We start from the raw sequence: 23,990 nt of genomic DNA, 5'->3' as shown, positions 1-23,990 counted from the left end.
ATTGCTCCCTCAAAAACAGCCGCTGGCACTTGGTAGCCGAGCGCACGGTGTGGCCGTTCGTAATTATGCCGGCGTCGCCAACCCTCGATCACGACCCTGGCCTCTGGCAAGCTCTAGAAGAGTTCGGCATCGAGGCATTCACGGCGCAACTCTTGGGGGAGCACATGGAGAGTCATGAGGATATGACGGTGGTAAACCGGGGGAACTTTGGCCCGGTCACTCTCTTCCGGGTGTATCCCGAAGGGGTGGATACTTTCCAGATAAAGGAGGCGGGGGTGCATGATGTCGCGTTCCGTGACATTTCTGTTGCAACACAATTCGTTCAGCCGGAAATTTTTTGATTTTGTGCATCATGAAGGCAAGGCTGGGCGTGCAGTAATACTCTCATTGACCGATTGCTACCCTCACACCGATTATGGAGAGCCAATCGTGTCCTTGAAACCGTTTATTCCTTCACCTTTTGTCGATGAAAACACTGTTGAAGCGGTGGTTGATAATTTGTTAGAGGCCAGAAAGTTGCTGACGTTTTCCTAACTGAGAGGAGAGGTAAGCCGAAAAACACAGATGATCGCTCTATGCGAGGTTTGCTAAAGGTTGTCAGTGACCATGATGATTTTTTTAATTGTTGAGGAATTTTAGGTGTTAAAGAGTACCGCCAGAGAGTGAGTCAAGAAGCAACGGTGCATAAATTCGGCTCTCGACAGCTAAAATTCCCTGATCTCGAAATCCATGATAGGTAAGCGTGATTTCGGTTTCTGGTCCGCGCCAGGTGTACGGTAGACTTAATCCCCGGCTCATGGATCCATACGGATCGTTAGATTTCCCAAATTCATTTGCCAGATACTCCAAGAGGGAATTATGGATAGCTTCTCCTTCGTAATGGAAGAGGGCTCGAACATACTTTCCATCTATGGTATAGAGTTTGACGGATTCCAATTCAATGGATCCGAGCTGAGGTGGCCCGAGTTTAATCGTATAGATTTGCAAGGAATGAAGAGAGTCGATTTGCTTTAGATCTGAGCGATCCTTGAGAGGATGGCCCCAGAGGCTGCCGAAAAAACCTTTGGGATCGTTTTCAATTGGTGTAGCACTTAAGGCAGGCGTCCACGGGAACAGGCAGAAGCAAATTATGAAAAGTATTCTAAGGCTGCTTGTACGATAGAGGCGGGCAAATGATTGGAGTCTCATGGTCATGCCAGACGCTACCACGCGCAGGAGATGAAGACAATGGAGAAAAGGATTTCTTCCTAATTATTGAGGTGCAATTAGCAAACGCAAAGATAGGTGAGGGTATACAATGGGAAAGAGGAGAGGGGCGTCAGAACGCGTGAAAGGCAGGTTGGAGTTCAGGTAGGTGAATCGAATTGGAGGAAGCCTTTCCTTTGAGGATACCATCCTTTCCGGTTTCTCCAGCATTTAACAGAATCCATTTGTCAGGGTTATTCATGATGGCTTGGACCAATTGAGTATGGAGCGCGTGTCCGGCGCATTTTGCAAAAAAATGACCAATAACGGGGATTCCTAATAATGATAGGTCGCCAATGAGGTCGAGAACTTTATGTCGAACGCATTCGTCCGGGAAGCGTAGCTCATCATTATTGACCAATCCGGTATCAGAAAAGACTACGGTATTGTGTAGTGACCCCCCTAGTCCCAGCCCTCGGGACCATAAAAATTCGACTTCTTTTCGAAAGGCAAATGTACGGGCTCCAGCAATATTTTTGCCATACTCATGAGGCGTACAAAAATGGTGATATTCTTGTTGTTGAATGAGGGGATGAGGAAAATCAATGAAATAGGTTATTTGAGGGAGTGCCGAGGGAAGAACGCTGAGGGATCGGTGGCCATCCTCCACGGTGATTGGTTGAACAATTTTAAGGTATTTGCGTGGTTCATCTTGTTTGAGAATACCGCTTTGGAAAATCATGTCGACAAATGGAGTAGCGCTTCCGTCTGCTGCCGGGATTTCGCTGCCAAGTAATTCCACGTAAGCATTATCGATTTCCAGACCAGCTAGCGCACTTAACACATGCTCAACTGTCTGTATGGAAAAATCATCTCCCTGAAGTGTGGTGCAATGATCGGTTTGGCCTAAAAAGGCAATGCCAGCTGAGCATGCTTGAATCTGATCAGCTACATGCTTCACAAAAACTACTCCAGTGTTAACCGGAGCCGGATGAATGGCGATTGAGGCAGGGTTACCAGAATGCAGACCAATGCCAGATAAAAATGAGGATGTTTCGAGTGTTTGTTGATGACGCATAAGAGATTGGTAATCTTAAGAATTCAGCATGCAAAATTTATACTACTTGAGGGTTCAGGAAAAGGCAGTGCTTTTAGTGACAAAGTAATGTTTTTGTTTCTGAGTGTTGCAGAAACCAAACAAATGTATACTTTTTCACTAAGTAGCTATTTAATCATTAAAGGGGGAAGAGTCTGAATGAAGTGTGTGAATTATTCACTCAGAAGTGGATTTTTGGGAATTTGTTGGAAATTTTCAAGGAAGCGACGCGATTCAGGCGCTTCAATTAAAGCCGTATAAGGGGAGAGAGCTAATTGTTCAATGATTCCTCGGTGTTTTTTTTGTAAGCCAGAGGCTAAGAAAATTTCCTGAAATAGGGCCCATTTTTTTGAACCATCCTCTAAAAGTCCCTGCGAGAATTCTTCAGGTCTTGTTCTGAGGGTATTGGAAAAATATTGAACCGCTTTTTCAATGCTATGGTATGGAGGGGCCAGATTAAGATGGGTGTAGAATTCTTCAAGGTGGCTTCTGAATTCTTGTCGAAGTCTGAAAATAGAGTCTGGTACCATGAAGGGCACTGATCTTTATGCATAGATGAAATGGGAACCGAGGAATCCTATGTTAAGGCGGGGATTGGTCGCTTGACAAGTCCTTGCTTAGGTAAAAGCCAAGCTCAGATAGAAGACATGATTGAATGCAGGGTGTGATTAGGTGAAAAATTCAGCAACTTTCACTTAATGGATGATAGCATATCTTTCATAGCAGGTTCCTTTAATTTTTGAAGGGCTTTGGCTTCAATTTGGCGGACACGTTCCCGGGTAACCGACATACTTTGCCCGACTTCTTCAAGAGTCCAGGGTTCGTCTTGGCCAATGCCAAAACGGAGGCGAATCACCATTTGTTCCCTTGGGGTCAGCGAATCCAAAATCCGTTCGACTTGTTGGTTCGTTTCCTGGCGTGAGACAGGTCCATCGGGTGTTAACGTTCCCATATCAGGAATGAAGTCTGTAAGAAATGTTTCGCCATCTCCAACCGGAGTCTCTAACGATATAGGATCCTGAAATGCTTGAATCGTGTCATGAACTTTTTCCACACTCAGTTTGAGTGCTTCTCCAATGTCATCTAACTGAACTGGGCGGGCATACTGTTGTGTCAATCGTTTTGAGGCGCGAGCAATCTTGTTAGAGATTTCATTTAAATGGACAGGGACGCGAATGGTTCTGGATTGGTCGGCGAGTGATCGCGTAATCCCTTGTCGAATCCACCACGTGGCATAGGTGCTGAACTTAAACCCTTTGCGATATTGAAATCGTTCTGCCGCCTTCATGAGCCCAATATTGCCTTCTTGGACTAAGTCCAAAAAGGCCAGTCCATGACCCGTATATCGTTTCGCGATGTCGACTACCAGGCGAAGATTTCGCTGAACGAGTTCGGATTTCGCTTTTTCTAGTTGGAATTTGGCTTTTTGAAGTTCCTGGCAAAGATCCTGAATGGATGAGTGTACTGAGGGATAGGTTTGGCCTAAGTCCAACAGGACAGATTTTAATTTTTCAATTGCTGGCGCCGAAAAACCGCTTAAGGCAAATGTTTCCTTGAGCAGAGCAATGGTCTCTTCCCTTTCTGGTCCCTTGTTTAATGGCTGTGTGAGATGAAGACTCTGCTTGATAATGAGCCGGATTGCTCTGGATGCTTGGTCTATTTCCTTCGCCAATTCGATCTCAGAATCCTTATTGAGAAGAGGACGACTGCCAAATGATCGGAAATATAATGATTCGAGCGCCGGCCCGAATCCCGAAGGCTTGATCCCCTCCGTTTTTACAGTAGCAAGTTCGGTCTCTGTGGGCTCATCCAAAACAGTTTGGTTTTCCATGATAGTTTCCCTGGGGGTTCATGTTTTCAGGTGATCTATTATTTCAGCAACGAGGTGAACCATAGATAATGTTTTAAAGCAAAAAACAAGCCAATGATATGTTTCAGGCCCTCCACCCATCAATGCAAATGAACTCAATGCCATATTTTGACATGTTGGGTTTCCTGCAATCTGACGGTTTGGTTACAGCCTCTCATTTCATGAAATGTAAAACAATTTGAAACAAAAGGATAAAACTGCCATCCGTGGAATTTTTCCAAACTTATAAGATGATAGTTTAGCTATTAAAGAAATCGGTAGCCCATCGAATTCCCTGGATAGTGCGAAAGGGGCAAGACTAACAATTTAAAAGAGGGTGGAGGATGCGGAAGGAAAAAGTGCGGAGCTAATTGACAGAACTGTTATATTTCTTACACGTTATTGCAAAAACGGTCTAAATCTTCTTCCCGGCCAATCATAACCAGCACATCACCTTTTTCAATGACGTCGTCGGGTTTGGGAGTGAAATTAAAGATTTCTTCTTTCATCATACGTCCTTTGACCATCCTTGTAACTTGTTTTTTTATTCCAATCACATTCAAGTTATGCTGTCCGCGTAATTTAACATCCTCGAGGCTTAATCCGGACAGGCTCTCTGAAACGGACACTTCCTCCACACTAAAGCCTGGAGCCAATTCTAAGTATTCAAGTACGCTCGGGGAAACTAGGCGGTGTGCGAGACGGACGGCCGCATCCCGCTCAGGATAAATGACCTCATCGACCCCCAGGTTCATTAAAATTTTCCCCTGGATTGGGGCCACGGCTTTGGCCACAATGGATTTTACCCCCATTTCCTTGAGTGTCTGAACAATAAGAATGCTGGCTTCAATGTTTTCACCGATACTAACGACTGCGACATCGACGTTTTGCGCACTTACCGCTTTTAGGGCTCGCTCATCAGTCGCATCGCATTGGACAGCAAAGGTCGCGATGTCACTGATCGCCTGGATTTTTTCCTCATCCTTATCGATGGCAAGTACTTCGCATCCTTTGGTGACCAATCCTTGTGCCACGCTATAGCCGAAGCGCCCAAGGCCGATGACTGTGAAAAGGCGTTTCATAAAAGATTAGGTCACGAATACTGTTTTCGGCACACGACTACTCCTGTTTTAAGAGCAGCCCAAAATTGCTGAGTTAAAGGGAACCCTTCTGATCCGTTCTAGAACTGCAGTTCGGTGTTTTGTATGTTAATAACACACGCACAACGCGGCACTTTCAAAATTAATGGATCTGATCAATTGGAAGAATTCGTGGCGTCGGTATGTAAAAACTGAAGTTATTTAATCATACGTCTGAATGCGGAGGGTGTCAAGAATCTTTAAATTGAAATGTCGACGGGTTGTCGCGTCAGTTTTCTCATGAGATTTCCACCATTATGATGGGTATCAAATTGGAGAAAAGGCTTGCTAGAATGCGTGCCATATGAAAATTTTTCAATCTGGGGAACGGGTTCATTTAATCGACAAGAAAGAACGGCCGTATGCCGTCACACTTAAAGCCGGAGAAATCTTCCAACATAGTGGAGACCGGATTGCCCATGATGACATTATTGGAAAACCGGATGGCACTGTGGTCCAGTTTTCCAATGGAAAGTTGATGGTTGCCGTTCATCCAACGTTAGCTGAGTATACCTTGAAGATGCCTAGAGGAGCTCAGGTGATTTACCCCAAAGATTTGGCCGTCATCCCAATGTGGGCTGATATTTATCCAGGTGCCAGGGTCTTTGAGGCTGGTGTGGGATCGGGAGCCTTAACCATGGCTCTTCTGCGTGCGGTCGGGGATCGAGGGTGTGTGGTGAGCTATGAAATGCGAGAGGATTTTGCGGTTACCGCTACAAAAAACATCGAACGATTTATGGGAAAGGTGCCCAACCATTTCCTTCAGATTCGTGATGCCTATGAGGGTATCGAGATTGGGGAAGGGACGTCTTCCTGGATGTTTGATCGGGTAGTGTTGGATCTTCCAGAGCCGTGGAGGGTGGTTCCTCATGCCGCCCGGGCATTACGTTCGGGGGGGCTGTATTTGAGTTATGTACCGACGGTGCCGCAGGTCATGCAAACTGTACAGGCTTTGGAGCAGAGCCGGGTTTTTACCATGGTTCAAAATTTTGAAACGTTGTTGCGGACTTGGAATATTAAAGGTCGAAGTGTCCGACCTGACCACCGTATGGTTGCCCATTCAGGTTTTATTACCGTGGCCAGAAAAGTCGAAAAAAATATTTGGCAAACAGAGCAATCGAACGTCATCGAACCTGCCTCTCAGTCAGAGGACCATCTCATCAAGGAGGATGAATATGCCGGCGATGGATTAGATATCCCCTGAGCCCCTGTGGGCCAACCAGCAGGAAACCTTTACCATGGTGGGTCCCGTAAAAACGATCCTCATTGCAGATGATGAGGAAGATCTTAGGCTGCTGGTCCAAGTCACTCTCGAACACCCCTCCTATCGGATTCTCACCGCAATTGATGGTTGCACGGCCATTGATGCCGTTTGCACCCATTTTCCCGACCTGTTGATTCTCGACTGGATGATGCCGGGTCTCAATGGGTGTGAGGTGGTGAGAAAGATTCGCCTACGCTCCGATACGGCTAGAATCCCAATTGTTATGTTAACCGCGAAAGATGGGCTTGATGCACGTGAGCAGATGGCTTCCCTTAACCTTGCGGGGTATTTGGTCAAGCCCTTTAGCCCATTAGAGTTGATTCAAAAAGTTCGTGAGGTACTTGCCTAATGAGGGAGGATAAACCCGAGGGGAATGGGATTCCTGCTTTATCCTTAATGACGCATTCAATGGCCGAAGCTTCCCAAGTATCTGCCACAGGGAAACTCCAGGCGGCCCGCTCGCAGCTCATGGCCTATGCGAAAGATCTCAAACAGATGTTGGAACAGGAAGGTCAGAAAACTCAACAGCTTAAAAAAGCTCATGCCCAAATGCTTGCCTATGCCCGAGACCTTAAGCTGTCATTGGAGGCAGAGAAACAGAAAAATAGTGAATTGGAGCAGGCTTATGCCGACACTATTCTTCGCTTAGCTCGTGCGTCACGCTATAAAGATGAGGAAACAGGGGCACATATTGAACGGTTAAGCCATTACTCGCAATCGCTTGCGTTGGCTATTGGCTGGGATCAGCCACGCGCCCGATGTTTATTTGCGGTTGCGCCAATGCATGATGTGGGGAAAATTGGGGTCCCAGATGCCGTTCTTGGAAAGCAGGGTCCGTTGACGGAAGAAGAATGGCAATCGATTAAGCAGCATCCTTTGTTGGGAGCGAGTTTATTGGATGGCTCGACTTCTCCCTTGTTAGAGATGGCCAAGGAAGTCGCGCTGACCCACCATGAACGTTGGGATGGAAGTGGATATCCTCGAGGTCTGAAGGGAATTCAGATTCCCATAACGGGACGGATTGTGATGCTGTGTGACCTTTACGATGCCTTACGGAGCCGACGACCGTACAAACCAGCGTTTACTCATGCGAAAACATGCGAAATCATTTTAAACGGGAACGAGAGGACAAAGCCTGCACATTTTGATCCGCACCTTTTGGAAGCCTTTCGGGAGATGCACCAGGACTTTAACGGCATCTATTCCACCGTGGCGGAAATCTAGCATTCTTTGCAGTAGGCCGTTCTCGATCACTTGGGGTGTTCGATAGGGTATCCCACCTCTGTCCAGGCATTCATACTTCCTTCCACATTATAGACATGCTGATAGCCCAACCCCATTAAGGTTTCAGCCGCAATATTGCTGCGGTGTCCAGATTGGCAGTACACCACGATGTGCTGATCCAGTTTCGCGTTGAGTTCGCGGTGTCGCCCTTGCATTTCCCGAAAATCAATATTGAGATCTGTCCCGGGAATAAAGCCGGTGGTATGTTCGTCAGGACTCCGAACATCTATAAGAACAAATCCCTTCTGTGAAGGCTGAGACACCTTATCGATTCCCGCTTTAAGTTGTTGAACCGTTAAGAGATAGGGTTCTGCCGTCACGATGGTAGCATTCAAGTATCCTAGGGTAAGAAGGGCGATTCCCAAAGAGAAAATGAAACGTTTCATGATATTCCTCCGTGATGTTGGGAGCGGCTCCCTGTTATTGGACAGTAGTAGATAGTTTTGTCGTATGGGTAAATATCTTGACCCCGGATTATCCGATAATCCTTTCACTCTATATAATTGTATGGTTGATGAGAAAAGACGGTCAAGAGAGGCCTTCGAACTAGGTCGGCATCATGGTGGGAGTGCAGGTCAGATGATCATTGAACTATGACCTGGTGCTGGGAAAGAGGATTCCTCATGGATGAAGCAGTAGGAATGGGGTGGGGCTTAAAGTTGAGTTAAAAAACTTCCCTGGGACTTACAAGGGAGAGGGAGGCGCTTGGATTAAATCTGCCAAGGTCAAAAGGGGGAGCAATTCGATGCCCATATGCGCCAGATGGTTTTTCCCCTCGTCTTCAGATCGATCTACAACTACTAACCCATGAGTCACGGTTAATCCCTGTCCTCGAGCTGCTTCGGCGGCCTTTACCAATGATCCGCCTGTTGTTAAGACATCGTCGACCACTAAAGCTGTTTCCCCGGAATGGATGGTGCCTTCAATTAATTTGCCCAACCCATGATTCTTTGGTTGCTTGCGGACGACGAAAGTTCGCCATTCCCGTTGAGGATGCGCCGTATAGCCAAAATCAGAAATGCAGGTGGCCAGAGGGATTGCTCCGATTTCCAGCCCGCCGATGAGGGTGAAATCTAAAGATTTGAGCAGATGATAGGCTAATTCCGCCACAAGGTGACGTGAGTGCGGGTGAGCTAATACAATACGACAGTCCACATAATAGGGACTGATTTTCCCTGAGGCCAGGCGAAATCCTTCTTGTTGATTCAACTTGAAGGCTTCCAGCTGATGGAAAGCCTGAATGAGAGCATTTTTAGGCATGAAATGTTCGGGAATATTCAGGTTTAAAGTCGTAAGCGAGTTCCTTCTAACATTACGACTTCGTCCTCCGCAACCGGGAAACGAAAAGATTATGGTGATGAAAGGCGCATTGTTGTGTGGAAGGTGAGTTCCGTAGTGTAAAGCAAGTCCTAGTCCTTCCAAAAGTTTGGCAGTTAAGGGCCTCAAGGGAAACTCAGCGTAAAGGAGAGTATTGAATGTATAAAGTGAAAAAACGTCCATTGAAAAAAGAGAAGCCTCCTGTTCTCTATAACATTCTTGAGAACTATACGGATCATGATCCCCCTGGAAATGTAATGGTCTGCGGAATGACAGAACCGGAAGATCTGGAGATGCATGCACGAGTCCTGTCCGAAAGTTATGATATTCCTCCTGAAGCCATAACAGGCCTGCTTCAGGATGGAGGGATTTATCTCTATCCGCATGAAGGTACGCTGGTCACAAAAGGCGCATTCGTCTGTCGTGTTGACCATCCTGGCAAAGGTCCGAAACACACTTGGGTCATGGATCTTGAGCAATATGCGGCGGCCGAGCGTATGCGTCAAAGCTATGGTGTGACCTTGGAAGAAGCCATGGAGCGGGTTTTTTATCGAGGACTTCCTCAGGAATTACAGGATCGGTTGCGGCAAAAAAATTTAGGGATCGATTTGACAAAAGTTGACTCAGGAAACTCGTGTAGTGGAGACATTCAATTTATTGATTTCCGAAAAGATTGGTCTCCCCATTTTAAACGAAAATGTGTCATGCCTGATGGACGATTGATTGAGACCAGTGGGCTTCATGATTTTGCCGAGCTGCATGGGATCAGCGTGGAGGAGACCCGTACGTTGTTTGATCACGGGGGCACTCTTGCGCTGAAAGATGGGGGAGGCCTTGCGTGTCAGATCATCAATGGCCAGCCATCTGTGGCCCGTTTTAACTCACGACAATTCAGTAAAGCTAAAGCACTCTCTAAGGAAAAAGAACTTCATATGTTGGACGCCTTAAGTGAAGTGGCTTATCAAGATCCGGTCTTGATGCGAGCCCTCCAGAGAGCAGAAAGTTCTTCATTCTAAATATTCCTTGATTTTCCTGTGAGCAAAGTTTCGAAACTGGATATGCTCAAGGTAATAACCACTACGAACAGCGTCTCGAGGTGGTCTCACCCAATTTCCTTTATTTTCCTTTCCAAATCTAATCCCAACCAATCGAATCGTACCCGCGTTCTGCAAGACATCGATTGACGAACGCCTTGTGGGCGGGTGTTGGTTGTGAGGCCTGGAATAAGCCACGGATGAGGCCAACGGTCGCCCCTGTCGCGGCGCCTATAGCTGCACCAATACCCACTCCTCCTCGAAGGGCGCCACTAACTGCACCGACGGCACTGCCTGCTCCGGCTCCAACGGCCGTATTCCCGGCCACCGTCGAGGCTTCGTGTTCTGGGACATAATCCTCTGCAAGCTTTTGACATTCCTCAACGTCCCGTTCCGCTTGATCGGGACCAACTTGTTGAAGATGGTTGTTGGGATAGAGGATTGGGCGAGGGCCGGAGCACCCCAAGACAAGCAGGAAGACACTACAGATGCTGAGGGGAAAAAGAAATGACTGAAAATAAGAATGGGACATACCATGCTCCTTTATATGGCGGTCGTGCGTTCAATGAGAGGAGGAATTAGATCGAATAAATCGGAAGATCAGACGCATGAGCCACTTTTTAGGGATGAATGGGGTTATCCATTGAGTTGCCAATCCATGCCACCCAATAGTCACGAGGGTTTGTCTGGGCCTCAGCGCCTTTAAGGATTTTTGTACAACATCGTGGGGAGTGTGAGGGGGTGAAATATGGCGTGGACAGTGCTCTGCCGTTTTATGGAAATCGGTTTCTGTGTAGCCTGGGCAGCATACCTGGATGGTCACCTCATTTTCTTTGGCCTCCATCGCCACGGCTTCAGAGAACGATATGATAAAGGCTTTGGTTGCGGCGTATTCCGCCATATAGGGAATCGGGAAAAATCCTGCCACAGAGGCCACATTGATAATTGCTCCCTCCCGTCTGTTCATCATATCAGGCAGGAATAGTCGTGTGCTTTCTGTGGTCGCATGAATATGGAGCTGTAACATGGCTTGGATTGTTGAGAGTGGCATTTCCGCAAATAAGCCATACAGCCCAAAACCGGCATTGTTGACAAGCAACGACACATGAGGCCGATACGATTGAGCCAATTGGTAGAGGGTTTCAGCCGCGTGAGGCCTGGCTAAATCCAGCGTTTCTGTCCAGATTTGAATGGAAGTGGTCTGTTGAATCTCCTTGGTCAATTGATTCAGACGGTTTTGGTCCCGGGCGACCAAAAGGAGATCATACCCCTGAGCTGCTAAGGCTCTCGCATATTCGGCTCCAATTCCTCGTGAAGCTCCTGTGATGACAGCAAATGGCGTTATGTTGTTCATGAGTCCTGTTTGAAGAAGTAGCTCAACCATAAAAGGCTCTCTTCCTACAGGTCAACTGCGGGTTGGACAAAACACACTTACCATTTAAAAAGACGTTGTGTGTTTTTATTGAACCATGATCATGAAAAAAGCGGGGATTTATAAAGAATTATCGAGTAAGTGCCGAATGAAACAGGTATGCGCCGATCAATCGGTTCTTGAGGCCGATTTCCTTGATTCACCACAAACCAGAGGACTCGATAACCGACATGAGTGCCGAAGGAATGGACAATTCATTAGAAACCTGCGGGTCGAGCTCGGCGACTGGTGTGCTTGAGTTGCCGGATGCCTCAACACCTTCCAAGCCTGACATAAAAAACGTCAATTTGGAGCAGGCCTTGGCTGATATTGAAGAGCAAGCTGGGGGATTAGTAAAAACGACGAAGCAGGTGATGGCGTCATTTAAAAAGATTAAAGATGCCGCGAAAGTTGGTGATTTGGTTAATCTGCGAAAATTATTGGAGGAAGGCAAGGAAGTGACACTGAGCTTGGGTTGTGACTTTGTGAAAACTCAAGAACGTCTGAACTTTGATGAAGCCGGGTACCTGGAGGGCAAAGCGTTTCGCCAGGAACTGCTCAGTACGGCCCAGCAGATGGGTGTCAATCTCTATGAGCACGATGGCTATTTGTTTTCCTATCCAGTCTTATTGCGCATTCTTCACAAAGAACGTGCCGTCGCCATTGATCGAATGCGAGAAAACCGGCTTCGTCCTTCGGTTTTGGTCAAACGATTAAAGGAAGTTCAAAATAAACCCCTTCGATTTAAACCGCAAACTTTTCTGGAGATGGTCTTTACGGCCTATTCCATTGTGGTGGCGGGCCGAGGGAAGCACCTCATTGGCAAAGGGACGGTGATACCACTCTTGGAGCTGTATCAACTCCTTACGCTCCTTCCGTGGCAGGCCAGTGAATACACGAGACAAGAATTTGGCCGGGATGTCTATTTATTGGATAAAAGTGGAACTATTACCACCAAAAACAGTCATCGGGCAAACTTTCATGCCAGTACCGGCGTACGGGACGCCACCAAAACCTTAACCGTGATTGCGCAAGGGGGCCGGGAAAAAACCTATTATGGAATTTCCTTTGTCCAGACGGGATAACCGGGTCAGGATCCTATTTAAGTTTCCCTAGGGGGAGCCGAGAAGACGAATGAGTTTAACAGGATATTGAGGAATAATTTATGTCTCCACAGGAATGGTTGAACGTTCTGAAATCCGCCTATCTCCAAGGGTTTATTCGTCGGGGAGGATCGGCCGTCAAATTTACAGTGGTGGAGGAGGCTCAGAGCACCAAGGCTGTGAGCGAGGAAGTGGGAAAACTGTCACGGAAGGAAGGCTTTGTTACGATTCACGCCGATTCCCATTGTACGAAGGTTCAACTTATTGATCTCTTGTTTAAGGAAATGGCCAGACAAATCGATTGGGATGCCTTGGCATTTGAGTATGTCAAAAAACTCTTTCGAGAACATCAATGGAAGATTCCTGAACGGCGAGAGGAATATTGCTGGTCTTCTGTGGCCTCTCTCAATAGTTGCGATGAATCCATGATGAAGCGAGAAATGAATGCATGGTTGGAAGGGACCTTGTTCCAAGATTTCCACATGAGTCGGGAATTTCGATTGGCCATGATCCAGTTGTGTTTAGCCCAGTTGGAATTATCTGACAGTCCCTCCAAAGAGTCAGCAGTGATCAAGGCCTGGCTTCGAGGCGAGCTGAAACAAATGGCGACTCTCAAAAAATTATTGATTTTTGAAAAGATCACCCGCAGTAATGCACGCGACCTCATCGCCTCCTTGGCTCATTGGACCCGCCTGGCTGGGAAACCCGGAGTGGTCATGACGATCGATATTTCAGCCTTTACAGGCGGCAAGGAAACCGGGGGGACCTCCCTGAACTATTCGCCCTCTGCTGTGATGGATGCGTATGAGATGCTGAGGCAATTCATTGATGGCAGCGATGAAATCGAAGGGTTATTGATCGTGGTTGTCACTTCACAAGCCTTTCTTTCGGATCAACGGTTAGGTTTGAATCGATATGAGGCCTTGAAGCTTCGAATTTGGGATGATGTCCGGGATAAAACCCGTCAAAATCCCTTTGCACCGATGGTCAGGCTGACTGACCAGACCGCAGTCTTTGCCGAGAGCAGTCTACTGGCTAGAGTGGGAACCCGAAAAGAAGATGTGCAGCATCAACGGGTTATTGAATCCTTGCGGGCAGGTGTCCCGAGTCCGGGAGTGGTCCAAGCGCTGGGATGCCCCCAGCCGATGGTCAAATCCAAATTTCAACAGATGTTGCAGGACGCTCAGGCCAGCATTCATAAGGGTTGGACAACAAAAGGGATGTTGATTGAAGGAGGATTTGGAACGGGGAAATCACATTTACTGGAATCCTTGAGACGTATGGCATTGGAATCCAGATTCGTGTGTAGCAAGGTCGTGATCAGTAAGGAAACGCCTCTATATAGTCCCGCATTGATGTTTCGATCTGCCATTGAGTCTGCCGATATTCCGGAAAAACGAGGAGATGTTTTGGCCGAGGTGGCAGCAGATTTGAATTTTAAAAGTCCTCAATACGCGAATTTTTATGAATGGGTGCATCGGCAAGGCGGGGAAATTGATGGGCGCTTTGCTGCCACGGTATTTCTGTATGAACGCATGGTGAATGACCCGGAATTAAGTCATCGGATCATTCGGTTCTGGGCAGGGGATCCGTTGACCGATGCAGAAATTAAGCGGCATCTCAAATCCTGTGATGCCAATGTTTCCTATCGATTTGAACGAGTTTCGCCCATGGAGATGGCGTTGCAAAGATTTAAATTTGTTTCACGACTTATGATTGCGGCGGGCTATTCCGGTTGGATTCTACTCATCGATGAGGCAGAAATTATTGGGAGGTATTCCTTTAAACAACGAGCCCAATCCTATGCGGAATTAGCGCGGTGGCTAGGCAGACTGGAAGCCTCCAGCTTTGCGGATCTCGGCTATAAATCCGGGTTGGCCGCAGTGATGGCGCTCACAGACGATTTTCAAAGTGCGATTCTGGAGGAAAAAGGTGATCGGGAAAAAGTGCCAGAAAAGCTCCGAGAATCAGGATCGGAAACCGATTTGGTGCTGTCCCGCCAAGCGGAACAGGGTATGCGACTCATTGAATGTGAGCGTATACCCTTAGTCGGTCCCTATGATCAGCTTGTGGAAGAAATCTATCATAAAATTCGTTCCATTCATGGGGCGGCGTATGGGTGGGAACCACCTCAGGTCCCCACGATTGAGCGCTTGTCCAGCACCAGGATGCGGGAATATGTCAAAGGTTGGATTACCGAATGGGATTTGACACGTCTCGACCCGACGCAAAAAGTCGAAATTGAATTAACGGAAATTCGACAAGATTATTCAGAAGATCGTGAATTAGAAGGTGACCAGGAAGACATGCTTCACCCGGCACTCTCCGAGTCAAACTAGTTTAGATTTTAACCAAAATGGCCGTCATCAGAATTTGTGAATATGGCGATCAACAGATCCGAATCAATCTTTCAAAGACCGGGCAACACATTTCTTCAGCATAGGTCTTGGTCTTCTCGTCAGTTTGTAAAAAGCAATCCGAGTATGCATGTGACTTTCTAACCTGTGAAGGATACGAGCAATGGAGTTACGGACCCAAGAATGGTTTCATACGCTTCGGCAAGAATACCTGCAACGATTTATTGGGCAAGGAGGCTCATCGGTCAAGTTTGTGGTGACAGACTCTGACCCGGATAGAGTGGGCATCCAGAATCAATTGGCTGTATTGGCTCAACAGGAGGGGTATGCGTGCATCTCAGTTGATGCCAAAGACACCAAAATTCACATGATGGATAAGTTTTTTCATCAAATTGCTCGTCGAATTCCATGGGATGATCTGGCTTCACAATTCGTTCGTCGACTCCTTCAAGAAAATGGGTACCAAATCCCGGAGAACAAAGAAGAGTTTTGCATGGCTGGAGTCGCCAGGATGAATGAACGGGCGGAACCCTTACTACGACGAGATTTAAATAGTTGGTTAGAGCGGGCCATCTATCGAGATACGCAGATGTGCCAGGAATTTCGTATGGCCATGATCCGATTGTGTTTAGGCCAAATGGACTCTGGCTCAGAAGTTCCCTTTATGACCGAACCGGTCAAGTCTTGGCTGGGCGGGGAGATTCGTCAGATTTCAGCTCTCAAAGAAGCCCTTATTTTTCAGAAAATTAATCGGACGAATGCTCGATATATGTTTGTTTCGTTATGTCGTTGGTTACGGTTAGTGGGGAAGACAGGGTTAGTCATTTCCCTGGACTTGAGTCGATGTTTGCTCAGTAAAAAACCGGACTCTCCTGAAGGCTTGTATTATGGCGTTTCGACCACCTTAGATGCCTACGAAATGCTTCGCCAGTTTATTGATGGGACGGATGAATTAGAAAGTTTCTTGTTGGTGGTCCACGTACCGCAAGAATTTTTGACAGATGAGCGTCGGGGACTCAATCGGTATGAGGCATTGAAATTACGGATTTGGGACGAAGTCCGTGACCGCCAATACCAAAACCCATTAGGGGCATTGATTCGTCTTGGATCTCAACAGGCCAGGGATGCCCACGATACCGGAAAGAAGGAATACACTGATCGGCCGGCAATGGCCAATGGAGATGTCGGACATCAGCGCGCTATGGAAGCCTTGCGATCCGGGGTGCCGAATCGTGATGTGGTGCAGGTACTTGGAAGCCACCAACCGGACCTGGAGGGAAAATTCAGGCGGCTGCTTCAACAGATGGAGGCGAACGTTCCTCATGACATGCCTACCAAGGGTATCGTGATTGAAGGAGGGTTTGGGAGCGGAAAATCTCATCTTCTACATGCGTTGCAACAGGTGGCGCTGGAGAAAAACTTTGTCTGTAGTCCCATTGTGATCAGTAAGGAAACCCCATTTTACAATGGTGTACCTCTTTTTCGTGCAGCCATCAACAATGCCATTGTTCCCGGTAAACATGGTGATGCTCTAACCGAAATAGCCGGTGAACTGAATTTCCAAAGCCCGCACTATGCCGATTTGTTTGATTGGGTGCATCGGAAGGACCAGGGGTGCGATTCCCGGTTTGCTGCCAGCCTGTATCTCTATGAGCGGATGATCAATGATCCGGAGCTGAGTCATCGCATGATCCGGTATTGGGCGGGAGATCCTATAAGTAATAGCCAACTCAACAAATATCTCCAGGGGTGTTCGCCCGAAACCCCGTATGTGTTCAATAAAATTTCTAGTCAGGATTTGGCCCTGCACCGGTTTCAATTTGTTTCGCGCTTGATGGTCGCTGCTGGCTATAAAGGATGGATCTTGCTAATTGATGAAGCGGAGATCATTGGGCGGTATTCCTTTAAGCAACGGACTAAGTCCTATATGGAAGTGGCACGGTGGATGGGGGTGCTTGCCGACCATACCTGTCCGGCTATTGGGGCCATTGTGGCTTTGACCGATGATTTTCAAAGTGTGGTCTTGGAAGAAAAACAGGATTCTCAAAAAATTGAGCAGATGTGTCAGGAGGAATCGACGGATGAAGTTCATATGCAAGCATTACAGGCGGTCCAGGGTATTCGGCTCATCGAACAGGAGGGCGAACCGTTAATTCGTCCCTATGAATCAATGGTCGATGCCTTATATGAGCGGCTTCGGGCGCTTCATGGATCGGCCTATAGTTGGACACCGCCACCCGTTTCCGCTGTAGAAAAATTATCCAGTACCCGGATGCGCGAGTATGTGCGAGGGTGGATTACGGAATGGGACTTGCGACGATTGTACCCTGATGCGCAATTGGACATTGAAATTCTTGATGTGCGGCAAACGTATGATGAGGATCAGGAACTGGAGCCCACGATGGGTGATGACACCGACTCTGAAAAGATATCAGAGTCGGAAGAATGCTTGATGGCTGTCGCCTTACAAAATCAGGCTCCCGTGTGAGTGAGGGGGGCAGCCGGGAGGGATCGACCGTATTACGCAGGGGCCATCCTATCGCCGAGGAATGAGTGGCTTAACTTAGTCGCGTGAGGGTCAGGTTGCCTTCCATCCGGCTGGCTTCATTCAGTGTCTGGGGTTTCGTTCGCGATGAATATTTGCTCACAGTGCAACACCTTGGGAGCCGACTTACCCTATTTGGGTTCCCTTCTTCCCCCTCAATCCCTTCCAGATTTACCTGATCTGATTAGTTGATGTGCCTGGCAAGATTGGCTGTGCGAAAGCGAAAGTTTCACAGGGAACAATAGGATGCCAGTCCCAGATTAATGGTGGAGAACGACCCTGATACAGGAGATCAGATGATGCCCACCGGTGGCCTCTGATGTGCTTCCCCTCCTCTCTGCCCTCACATTGATGGTCCGGAATCATATCATTGATCAGGTTTGTGGCCATGATCTGAATCGTCGGAACTAAATAGGGGGCGGATTCAAGCGCAACCCCCTGGGGAGAAATCGCAAGCCAAAATTTTCGGGCCACGGGGGTGAGGGAGGTCTCTCATTGTCGCGGTGCTCAATTTTGTTGGTAATGATCCGATAGCGTAAGTCAGAGGACTGCCCTCGAAACGGGAGGGGTTTGAAAAGCCTGAATTAAGAATAGGAAAGACCTTTGTCTGTATCTGAGTTGACACCTCGTAAAGAATTGCCGTTGTCGGTTTTGGGACTATGGCGCACCTGTGAGAGCAGGATCCTGGGAGCCCTGGAGCTCTTACACCAGCATACGATTTTGGTTTTAACCGTGCTCTTTGGGCTCTGCCTCATTGTGATTTATTTGCATATTGCCCAATTGAAAACCCAAATGGTGACGGCCATGGCCTTTCGGGGATCCGAAATCTATACCAGGGCGTTGAATGAGATGCGGATTTGGTACACCGTCGAGGTTGTTCAACGACTTCATGACCAGGGAATCGAAGCCTCGGAAGGGTATCGGGATCATCAAGGCGAAATTCCGCTCCCTGCGACGCTAAGCCGGGACCTGGGTCGTCGATTGGTGGCCGGGCGATCAGGCGAACGATTGGAGTTACTGAGCCCCTATCCGTTTCACCAAGGAAAAAAATCAGGGGGACTTTTGGATAGCTTCCAGGGAGAGGCCTGGGAATTTTTCACGCAACATCCTGATTCTGATGAGCCATTTTATCGGTTTGAACAAGTCGATGGGCGTGAGTCTCTCCGTTTTGCGAAGGCCGATCGGATGAAGAAGGAATGTGTGGAGTGTCATAACAGACATCCGGATAGTCCGAAGCGTGATTGGCAGATCGGGCAAGTGGGCGGCTTGTTGGAGGTTGTGTATCCCATTGATTCGGTAGAGACAATCATGGGCCTGAGTTGGCAGGGGACTTATGGGTTGATGGGGATGTTGGTTGTCATTTGGATGGGAGGATTCTGGTTAGTCGTATTAAAGCTCGGACGGGTGGCAAGCGAATTGGAAGAGGAGGTTCGTGACCGAACCGGCGCGCTGCAAGGTGTCAATAAACATTTGGAATTAGAGATTCATGAACGCCAATTGGCCGAAGATACCCTTCGGCAGGCGAAAGATAATCTGGAAAAGCGAGTCCAGGAGCGAACGGGAAAGTTGGCTGCCTCAAATGCGGAACTGATTCGGGAAGTGGCAGAGCGGAAGCGGGCGGAGGAGGACATACGCAAACTCAATTCCCAGTTGGTGCAGCGCTCGGCCCAACTTGAGGCAAGTAATAAAGAACTTGAAGCGTTTAGTTATTCAGTCTCGCATGACTTGCGTGCCCCGTTGCGGGGAATCGACGGCTTTAGCCAGGCTGTGCTGGAAGACTATGATGAAAAGCTTGATGAGTCAGGGCGGAGTTATTTGCGAAGGGTGCGGTCTGCCAGTCAACGAATGTCCCAGCTTATCGATGCCATGCTCAATCTGGCCCGGTTGACACGAGCGGAAATCCATACCCAGACATTTGATATGAGTGCCGTAGTCCGGGCAGTTCTTGAAGACTTTCAAAAGATGGAACCGGACCGCCAGGTAGAATGTATTGTGGCCAAAGACGTATTCGCCACAGCTGATCCGCAATTGATTCGGGCCGTTTTAGAAAATTTATTAGGCAACGCGTGGAAATTCACCCAGCAACAAACCCACCCTCGTATCGAATTCGGTCATGAACAATACAAAGGGCAGGCCGCCTACTTTGTCACCGACAATGGGGCGGGTTTTGATATGACCTATGTGCATAAACTCTTCGGCGCATTTCAACGGCTTCATGCCTATACTGAATATCCGGGAGTAGGGGTAGGACTGGCGACCGTGCATCGTATTATTCAACGGCATGGCGGTCAAATTTGGGCAGAGGGAGTGGTAGGCAAAGGCGCAACCTTTCATTTTACGTTGTAAGGCAAACGAAGGAGGAGAAGATGACCAACAAAGCAATTCTGTTAGTGGAAGATCATCCCGATGATGAAGAGCTGACGATGCGGGCCCTCAAGAAAAACAATATAAAAAATGAAGTCGTGGTGGCCCGTGATGGTGTAGAGGCGTTGGAATATTTATTTGGAACAGGAGCTCATGCCGGTCGTGACTTAACACAAATGCCTCAAATTATCTTATTGGATCTCAAGCTCCCCAAGATTGATGGGCTGGAAGTGCTTCGACGGTTGCGAGCTGATGACCGGACAAAGTTTCTCCCGGTAGTTGTTCTCACGTCGTCTAAGGAAGAGCAGGACATTGTGAAAAGTTATCAACTTGGAGCCAATAGTTATGTTCGCAAGCCAGTGGACTTTCAAGAGTTCTCTCAGGCGGTTCAAAACCTTGGGCTCTATTGGCTGATTTTAAATGAATCGGCACCGGAAAGGGTGTGATACATGTAAGGTACATACGGTTACCAACCAACCTGGATGGGGGGCGTCTGGTTGCCTTGCGAGGATCCGAGGCATGTTCCAGTCATTCTGGTCTCGTATATTGAACAACCTCCTCATTAGATTTGGAATATTTCCGCGCTCATTCTGTCTGTCAAAGGTTCCAACAGGTGTCAACTTTCCAGTGACTTCAAACAGGAAAAAAATGCCCGTCCACCGCGCAACCTGCCTAGCTTCCTGAGTCCAGCCTTCTGGACCTTGAATCTCTTATCTTTTGTTTTTGCAAGTTTTTTTCTTCTCTATCCTATTCGGTCCGACCCCCGGCATATCCCTTGCTCAAGGCAATAGATACTGATCTTCCTACCATTCTTTCCAAGGAGGGGGCCATGAGACGAATGCTCACATGGGATATACCTGAATCCGTTATGACACAGGAACAAATATGGAATCCAAAACGAAAATATATGGCTGAGAGTGTAGGCCTGGTGACCCACCGGGCGTCAAGAGGCAGTGGGACCGGTGTGGCCTGTTGTGCCAAATGTGGCAGTGAGGTCAAAGTCTTTGTTTCTCCAAGACGAAATCCCCATTCCAGTAAATTAGGACGTGCGGTCTCCTTGAAGGATCATGATTTGTGCCGTCGGTGTTGGCGGAAATTGATGCATGAGCAAAGGAAAACGGGGGTGGTGACACTGCCCATTTCCTTCTTTGGGAGAGAGGAAAATCTCCGACCCCGCCTGCTGATACCCAAAATTGCTTCTGTGCCCAAGCAAGCTTCGTAATCATGGACACGAAGAGAGGGTGGGGGATGGAGGAACAGGCCCACCCACAATGCTATGTGGCACTTGGTTTCCCAGCAGGAAGTTCAGTTGGAGGAGGCAGATGCCGCGACCTGACTCTGTTGAATGAATTCTTTCGCAAGGGACGCATTTTGATACACAACCTTCAACGCCAGGTTCCCAAACGGGCGGCGTATGACCTTCAATAATACCTGTCCCTCTTCAAACCCCAAATTCAGTTCGTTGTGTTCTCCAGCAAGAAACGATTGCTTGGTCGGTTCGGTCAGGTCCTGTGTAAGGTGATAACTATCTCCTAAGATAATCTGTAACTGCTCGAACCATTTCTCCGTGAATTGCCCCATATCGATGGTGATTTTTGCCAGTTTCCCGATCGGTTCCGTTGTGCCGGGGACTTGGTCAGGTAAGTAGGTCAATTCCAAATATCGATTTTTATCGGTAAGTTCATAGAGGCATTCCGTCGAGCTTCTGCAGGCAGGTAATGCGGATACGTCTTGTTCCGTCATGCCAAATTTTAAGTCGCGGAAGCCATCAATTCCTGCCTCCGCCAACCCTAGAGTTCCAGAAAGGATAATGGAAGCATAGGCCAGGAGAGAGCAGGCGCGTATGCAGAGGATGCTGGATAGTTTCATGACTTAAGGTTCCTTAATCGTGAACATAGAGAAATAAAGAAAAAAGACCTACCTAGGGGATATAGGCCGTTATGCATGGGTGGTTCACCATAACAAACCCTTCCTGAAAAAGGCGATGATGTACTGCAAGAGGATTAACCGATTGAGGCAATAGTTGTTTTTGGGATACTCAGGAGAGACATTATTAAGGGGGAGCTGTAAGGAATTGCATTTTTTAATCGCCGGGTATTGATTAAGACTGTGTCTTGAGTGGTTTTAGGGAGATTCCTGATGAATCTGGAGAAGTGGCCCCATCCAGTAGCGCATGGGTCGGTCCCCTTCAGCTGCCTTATGAGGAAGATGTGCCACATACCAAAAGACCACATTGGTCTCCTGAACGCTTTCATCACTTTTAAACTCCAAATCCCCACGTGCTCCGAATGGCCAGCCGGCATCTTCATCCCGGTAAAATTTTCGAATCGAGACATCACGATCTGAAAACTTCTTAGAATGACCATCAAAGGGACCTGGAATAATCCAGACACCCTGCCCTGTGGGGTAATCGCGCACAAACCAGACGCGATCCTGGCTATTGGTAGCGGGCTTCTTGTCATCCTCCTCCACCAGATATTTTTCCCACCCCGGCCCCCAACCGTTATCTTTTGCAGAATTCCGGTCCAGGACAAAGACCTGATCCTGATCGGATCCGCCAATATCAAAGTCGAGCCGCCAGTAGGCATGGTGGTCATGGTCGGTATTACAGGAGAGATTCCAGCTCTGAACGCTGGGATACAGCCGACCGTCTTCGCTCAGATACCAGGCTTGATACAAATGGTATTGACCAATTTTGGCATAGATACCTAATTCCAACCACTTGACGCCTTGGATGGTATGCTCGGCCTGACAAAGCTGCTTGCCATCGCAGTTAGGATTTTTTTTGAGGCGCGGTGGGCTGATCCGGTCTTCGAACGGTCCGCATCGGCCACTGGACCGCCCAAGTCCAAACCAACTAAACGGATGCCAGGCCGGCCACTCCCGAACATACTTGACCCGGATCACCGGCAAATCAGCCTTACCTAATACCTGCTTGCCTTGATAAGTCACATTGCGCAGCCCGAGGCCAGCAGCATCTTTCATCTCAAGGTGTAAGCCCCACGGTCCCCACGTAAACGGTTTAGATTCCCAGTCGGCCAAGGCTGGGCTGACAACCAAAACACTGGTCAATATGACACCGGTGATGAAAGATCGAAATGATGCCATGCGACCCGCTCCTTGTTTGGGAATAGTCATTGGGGTCCTGCCTCCTTGCCTGCGTCCAAGACGGTTTGAGAAGTGAGGTCAACTCGGGCAAAGTAGAGTGCCGGACTCTCCGGCATTTCAGAAAATGTGACCCACAACACGCGGTCCCCAAAACCTGCTTCGTCGCTCACCCAAAAATACCGGTATTCTTCAGGTGAGGTGAGAATGGCATGTCCGTGCAGATTCTGAACCTCTTTGGCAATTCGTTGATCTGCTCTGGCCAAGCCAATGGCGGCGGTAATTTCTTCGTCACCCTCTTCGGGCTGATAACCCTTCTGGGGATCCGGTTGAATGGACGAAATCTGTTGATCGTGAAGACAGACATGCACGGCCACGTTGTTGGTGTAACTGAAATAGGTAAGCCGATACGCTAAGGCCTCAGAAGCCACTGGCCGTTCAGTTGCACGTGAAGGAGCCGCGTCACTTGCTTCCACGGTCACCAAACACCGGCTGGCAGGGACTTCCTCGGTATGAATAAAGGCAAATCGGTTGCCCAACTGGGTCTTGACGTCGGGGTCGTGCTCTGCTGTGGCACGTAAGCCAGGCTGGTCAGTATCAATAATGATGATCTCCGGTCCAGGGCCGGAAAGAGTTGTGGGAGCCATGGTATCGACTGGGCGTCGCGGACCTCCCTTCGCTGGTATTTCCAAAGATAATTCCGTCAACTGAGGCGGGTGCGCAGGCAGGGGCTTTTTCGGAATGTTTGTCAGTTCGACGCTGGAACAGCCTAGAAAAAAACTGGCAAGGACCCAACCGGCCACCATCACGATATGGGAAGTCAATTTTGCATTCATGAGGCCGGCTCCCTAACTCGAGAATGAAAAGTCCTGTGTCTACATTCATTAAGCAGGATTACCTTAAAAACTCTGCCTAATAAAAGCAAGAGAGGCAGGAC

23 protein-coding genes and 1 pseudogene are annotated in these 23,990 nt (G+C 48.2%); 11 read left to right on the top strand and 13 right to left on the bottom strand.

Going from position 1 to position 23,990, the window contains the following annotated elements; all coding sequences use genetic code 11:
- A pseudogene (locus AAH187_RS14030) lies at positions 1-149 on the bottom strand (integrase core domain-containing protein); the annotation flags it as partial.
- Positions 150-279: 130 nt separating this feature from the next.
- Between AAH187_RS14030 and AAH187_RS14025 the strand changes: the two are divergent.
- Entirely contained in the window at positions 280-534 is a 255-nt protein-coding gene (locus AAH187_RS14025; RefSeq protein ID WP_342349089.1) for a hypothetical protein, read from the top strand.
- A 108-nt stretch (positions 535-642) separates the two neighbouring features.
- On the opposite strand, the gene AAH187_RS14020 is transcribed toward AAH187_RS14025, so the two are convergent.
- From AAH187_RS14020 to AAH187_RS14000, 5 genes are all read right to left on the bottom strand, one after another.
- Positions 643-1,194: a hypothetical protein gene (locus tag AAH187_RS14020; protein ID WP_342349088.1), complete on the bottom strand. Its 552-nt coding sequence runs from the start codon at positions 1,192-1,194 to the stop codon at positions 643-645.
- A 124-nt stretch (positions 1,195-1,318) separates the two neighbouring features.
- Positions 1,319-2,263, bottom strand: coding sequence for a UDP-3-O-acyl-N-acetylglucosamine deacetylase (gene lpxC / locus AAH187_RS14015; RefSeq protein WP_342349087.1), 945 nt, complete (start codon positions 2,261-2,263; stop codon positions 1,319-1,321).
- Positions 2,264-2,454: 191 nt separating this feature from the next.
- Entirely contained in the window at positions 2,455-2,820 is a 366-nt protein-coding gene (locus AAH187_RS14010; protein ID WP_342349086.1) for a hypothetical protein, read from the bottom strand.
- Positions 2,821-2,972: 152 nt separating this feature from the next.
- The gene (locus AAH187_RS14005; RefSeq protein ID WP_342349085.1) at positions 2,973-4,112 is read right to left on the bottom strand and encodes a sigma-70 family RNA polymerase sigma factor; all 1,140 of its coding nucleotides are present in this window, start codon (positions 4,110-4,112) and stop codon (positions 2,973-2,975) included.
- A 410-nt stretch (positions 4,113-4,522) separates the two neighbouring features.
- On the bottom strand, positions 4,523-5,212 hold the full coding sequence (locus AAH187_RS14000; protein WP_342349084.1) for a TrkA family potassium uptake protein: 690 nt from the start codon (positions 5,210-5,212) through the stop codon (positions 4,523-4,525).
- Between the two features lie 361 nt (positions 5,213-5,573).
- On the opposite strand from AAH187_RS14000, the gene AAH187_RS13995 reads away from it, so the two are divergent.
- From AAH187_RS13995 to AAH187_RS13985, 3 genes are read left to right on the top strand one after another with little or no spacing between them, the layout of a single operon-like run.
- Positions 5,574-6,473 (top strand): tRNA (adenine-N1)-methyltransferase, encoded by a 900-nt coding sequence (locus AAH187_RS13995; protein ID WP_342349083.1) that lies wholly within the window; start codon positions 5,574-5,576, stop codon positions 6,471-6,473.
- A 34-nt stretch (positions 6,474-6,507) separates the two neighbouring features.
- A complete protein-coding gene (locus AAH187_RS13990; RefSeq protein ID WP_342349082.1) occupies positions 6,508-6,882 on the top strand; it encodes a response regulator in 375 nt (124 codons plus the stop codon).
- Between the two features lie 59 nt (positions 6,883-6,941).
- On the top strand, positions 6,942-7,757 hold the full coding sequence (locus AAH187_RS13985; protein WP_342349081.1) for an HD domain-containing phosphohydrolase: 816 nt from the start codon (positions 6,942-6,944) through the stop codon (positions 7,755-7,757).
- 26 nt (positions 7,758-7,783) lie between these two features.
- On the opposite strand, the gene AAH187_RS13980 is transcribed toward AAH187_RS13985, so the two are convergent.
- Both AAH187_RS13980 and pyrE read right to left on the bottom strand, forming a co-directional pair.
- Positions 7,784-8,203 (bottom strand): rhodanese-like domain-containing protein, encoded by a 420-nt coding sequence (locus AAH187_RS13980; RefSeq protein WP_342349080.1) that lies wholly within the window; start codon positions 8,201-8,203, stop codon positions 7,784-7,786.
- A 298-nt stretch (positions 8,204-8,501) separates the two neighbouring features.
- A complete protein-coding gene (pyrE, locus tag AAH187_RS13975; RefSeq protein WP_342349079.1) occupies positions 8,502-9,077 on the bottom strand; it encodes an orotate phosphoribosyltransferase in 576 nt (191 codons plus the stop codon).
- 215 nt (positions 9,078-9,292) lie between these two features.
- Here pyrE and AAH187_RS13970 point away from each other — a divergent pair, with 215 nt between their 5' ends.
- Positions 9,293-10,150 carry a hypothetical protein gene (locus tag AAH187_RS13970; protein WP_342349078.1) on the top strand — a complete coding sequence of 286 codons (858 nt, stop codon included), beginning with the start codon at positions 9,293-9,295 and terminating at the stop codon, positions 10,148-10,150.
- Positions 10,151-10,268: 118 nt separating this feature from the next.
- Here AAH187_RS13970 and AAH187_RS13965 read toward each other — a convergent pair whose 3' ends face one another.
- Together AAH187_RS13965 and AAH187_RS13960 are read right to left on the bottom strand one after the other, a co-directional pair.
- Positions 10,269-10,700 (bottom strand): glycine zipper family protein, encoded by a 432-nt coding sequence (locus tag AAH187_RS13965; RefSeq protein ID WP_342349077.1) that lies wholly within the window; start codon positions 10,698-10,700, stop codon positions 10,269-10,271.
- Positions 10,701-10,730: 30 nt separating this feature from the next.
- Positions 10,731-11,552 carry an SDR family oxidoreductase gene (locus tag AAH187_RS13960; protein WP_342349076.1) on the bottom strand — a complete coding sequence of 274 codons (822 nt, stop codon included), beginning with the start codon at positions 11,550-11,552 and terminating at the stop codon, positions 10,731-10,733.
- Between the two features lie 233 nt (positions 11,553-11,785).
- Here AAH187_RS13960 and AAH187_RS13955 point away from each other — a divergent pair, with 233 nt between their 5' ends.
- From AAH187_RS13955 to AAH187_RS13930, 6 genes are all read left to right on the top strand, one after another.
- Entirely contained in the window at positions 11,786-12,664 is an 879-nt protein-coding gene (locus AAH187_RS13955) for a hypothetical protein (protein WP_342349075.1), read from the top strand.
- Positions 12,665-12,744: 80 nt separating this feature from the next.
- Complete coding sequence (locus AAH187_RS13950; protein WP_342349074.1) at positions 12,745-15,021, top strand: BREX system ATP-binding domain-containing protein; 2,277 nt, start codon at positions 12,745-12,747, stop codon at positions 15,019-15,021.
- A 181-nt stretch (positions 15,022-15,202) separates the two neighbouring features.
- The gene (locus AAH187_RS13945; protein WP_342349073.1) at positions 15,203-17,527 is read left to right on the top strand and encodes a BREX system ATP-binding domain-containing protein; all 2,325 of its coding nucleotides are present in this window, start codon (positions 15,203-15,205) and stop codon (positions 17,525-17,527) included.
- A gap of 660 nt (positions 17,528-18,187) precedes the next feature.
- The gene (locus AAH187_RS13940; RefSeq protein ID WP_342349072.1) at positions 18,188-19,930 is read left to right on the top strand and encodes an ATP-binding protein; all 1,743 of its coding nucleotides are present in this window, start codon (positions 18,188-18,190) and stop codon (positions 19,928-19,930) included.
- A 20-nt stretch (positions 19,931-19,950) separates the two neighbouring features.
- On the top strand, positions 19,951-20,394 hold the full coding sequence (locus AAH187_RS13935) for a response regulator (protein WP_342349071.1): 444 nt from the start codon (positions 19,951-19,953) through the stop codon (positions 20,392-20,394).
- 383 nt (positions 20,395-20,777) lie between these two features.
- Positions 20,778-21,170 (top strand): hypothetical protein, encoded by a 393-nt coding sequence (locus AAH187_RS13930; RefSeq protein WP_342349070.1) that lies wholly within the window; start codon positions 20,778-20,780, stop codon positions 21,168-21,170.
- An 83-nt stretch (positions 21,171-21,253) separates the two neighbouring features.
- Here the strand turns inward: AAH187_RS13930 and AAH187_RS13925 are convergent, their stop codons facing one another.
- The 3 genes from AAH187_RS13925 to AAH187_RS13915 all read right to left on the bottom strand — a co-directional run bounded on the left by AAH187_RS13925 (position 21,254) and on the right by AAH187_RS13915 (position 23,889).
- Complete coding sequence (locus tag AAH187_RS13925) at positions 21,254-21,817, bottom strand: hypothetical protein (RefSeq protein ID WP_342349069.1); 564 nt, start codon at positions 21,815-21,817, stop codon at positions 21,254-21,256.
- Positions 21,818-22,072: 255 nt separating this feature from the next.
- The gene (locus AAH187_RS13920) at positions 22,073-23,086 is read right to left on the bottom strand and encodes a hypothetical protein (RefSeq protein ID WP_342349068.1); all 1,014 of its coding nucleotides are present in this window, start codon (positions 23,084-23,086) and stop codon (positions 22,073-22,075) included.
- Positions 23,083-23,889 carry a hypothetical protein gene (locus tag AAH187_RS13915; protein WP_342349067.1) on the bottom strand — a complete coding sequence of 269 codons (807 nt, stop codon included), beginning with the start codon at positions 23,887-23,889 and terminating at the stop codon, positions 23,083-23,085. Before AAH187_RS13915 ends, AAH187_RS13920 begins: the two co-directional genes overlap by 4 nt.
- Between the last annotated feature and the right edge of the window lie 101 nt (positions 23,890-23,990).

The sequence above is a fragment of the uncultured Nitrospira sp. genome, assembly GCA_902500695.1.
Lineage (GTDB): Bacteria > Nitrospirota > Nitrospiria > Nitrospirales > UBA8639 > Nitrospira_E.
This window is presented reverse-complemented; position numbering and strand designations above follow the sequence as displayed.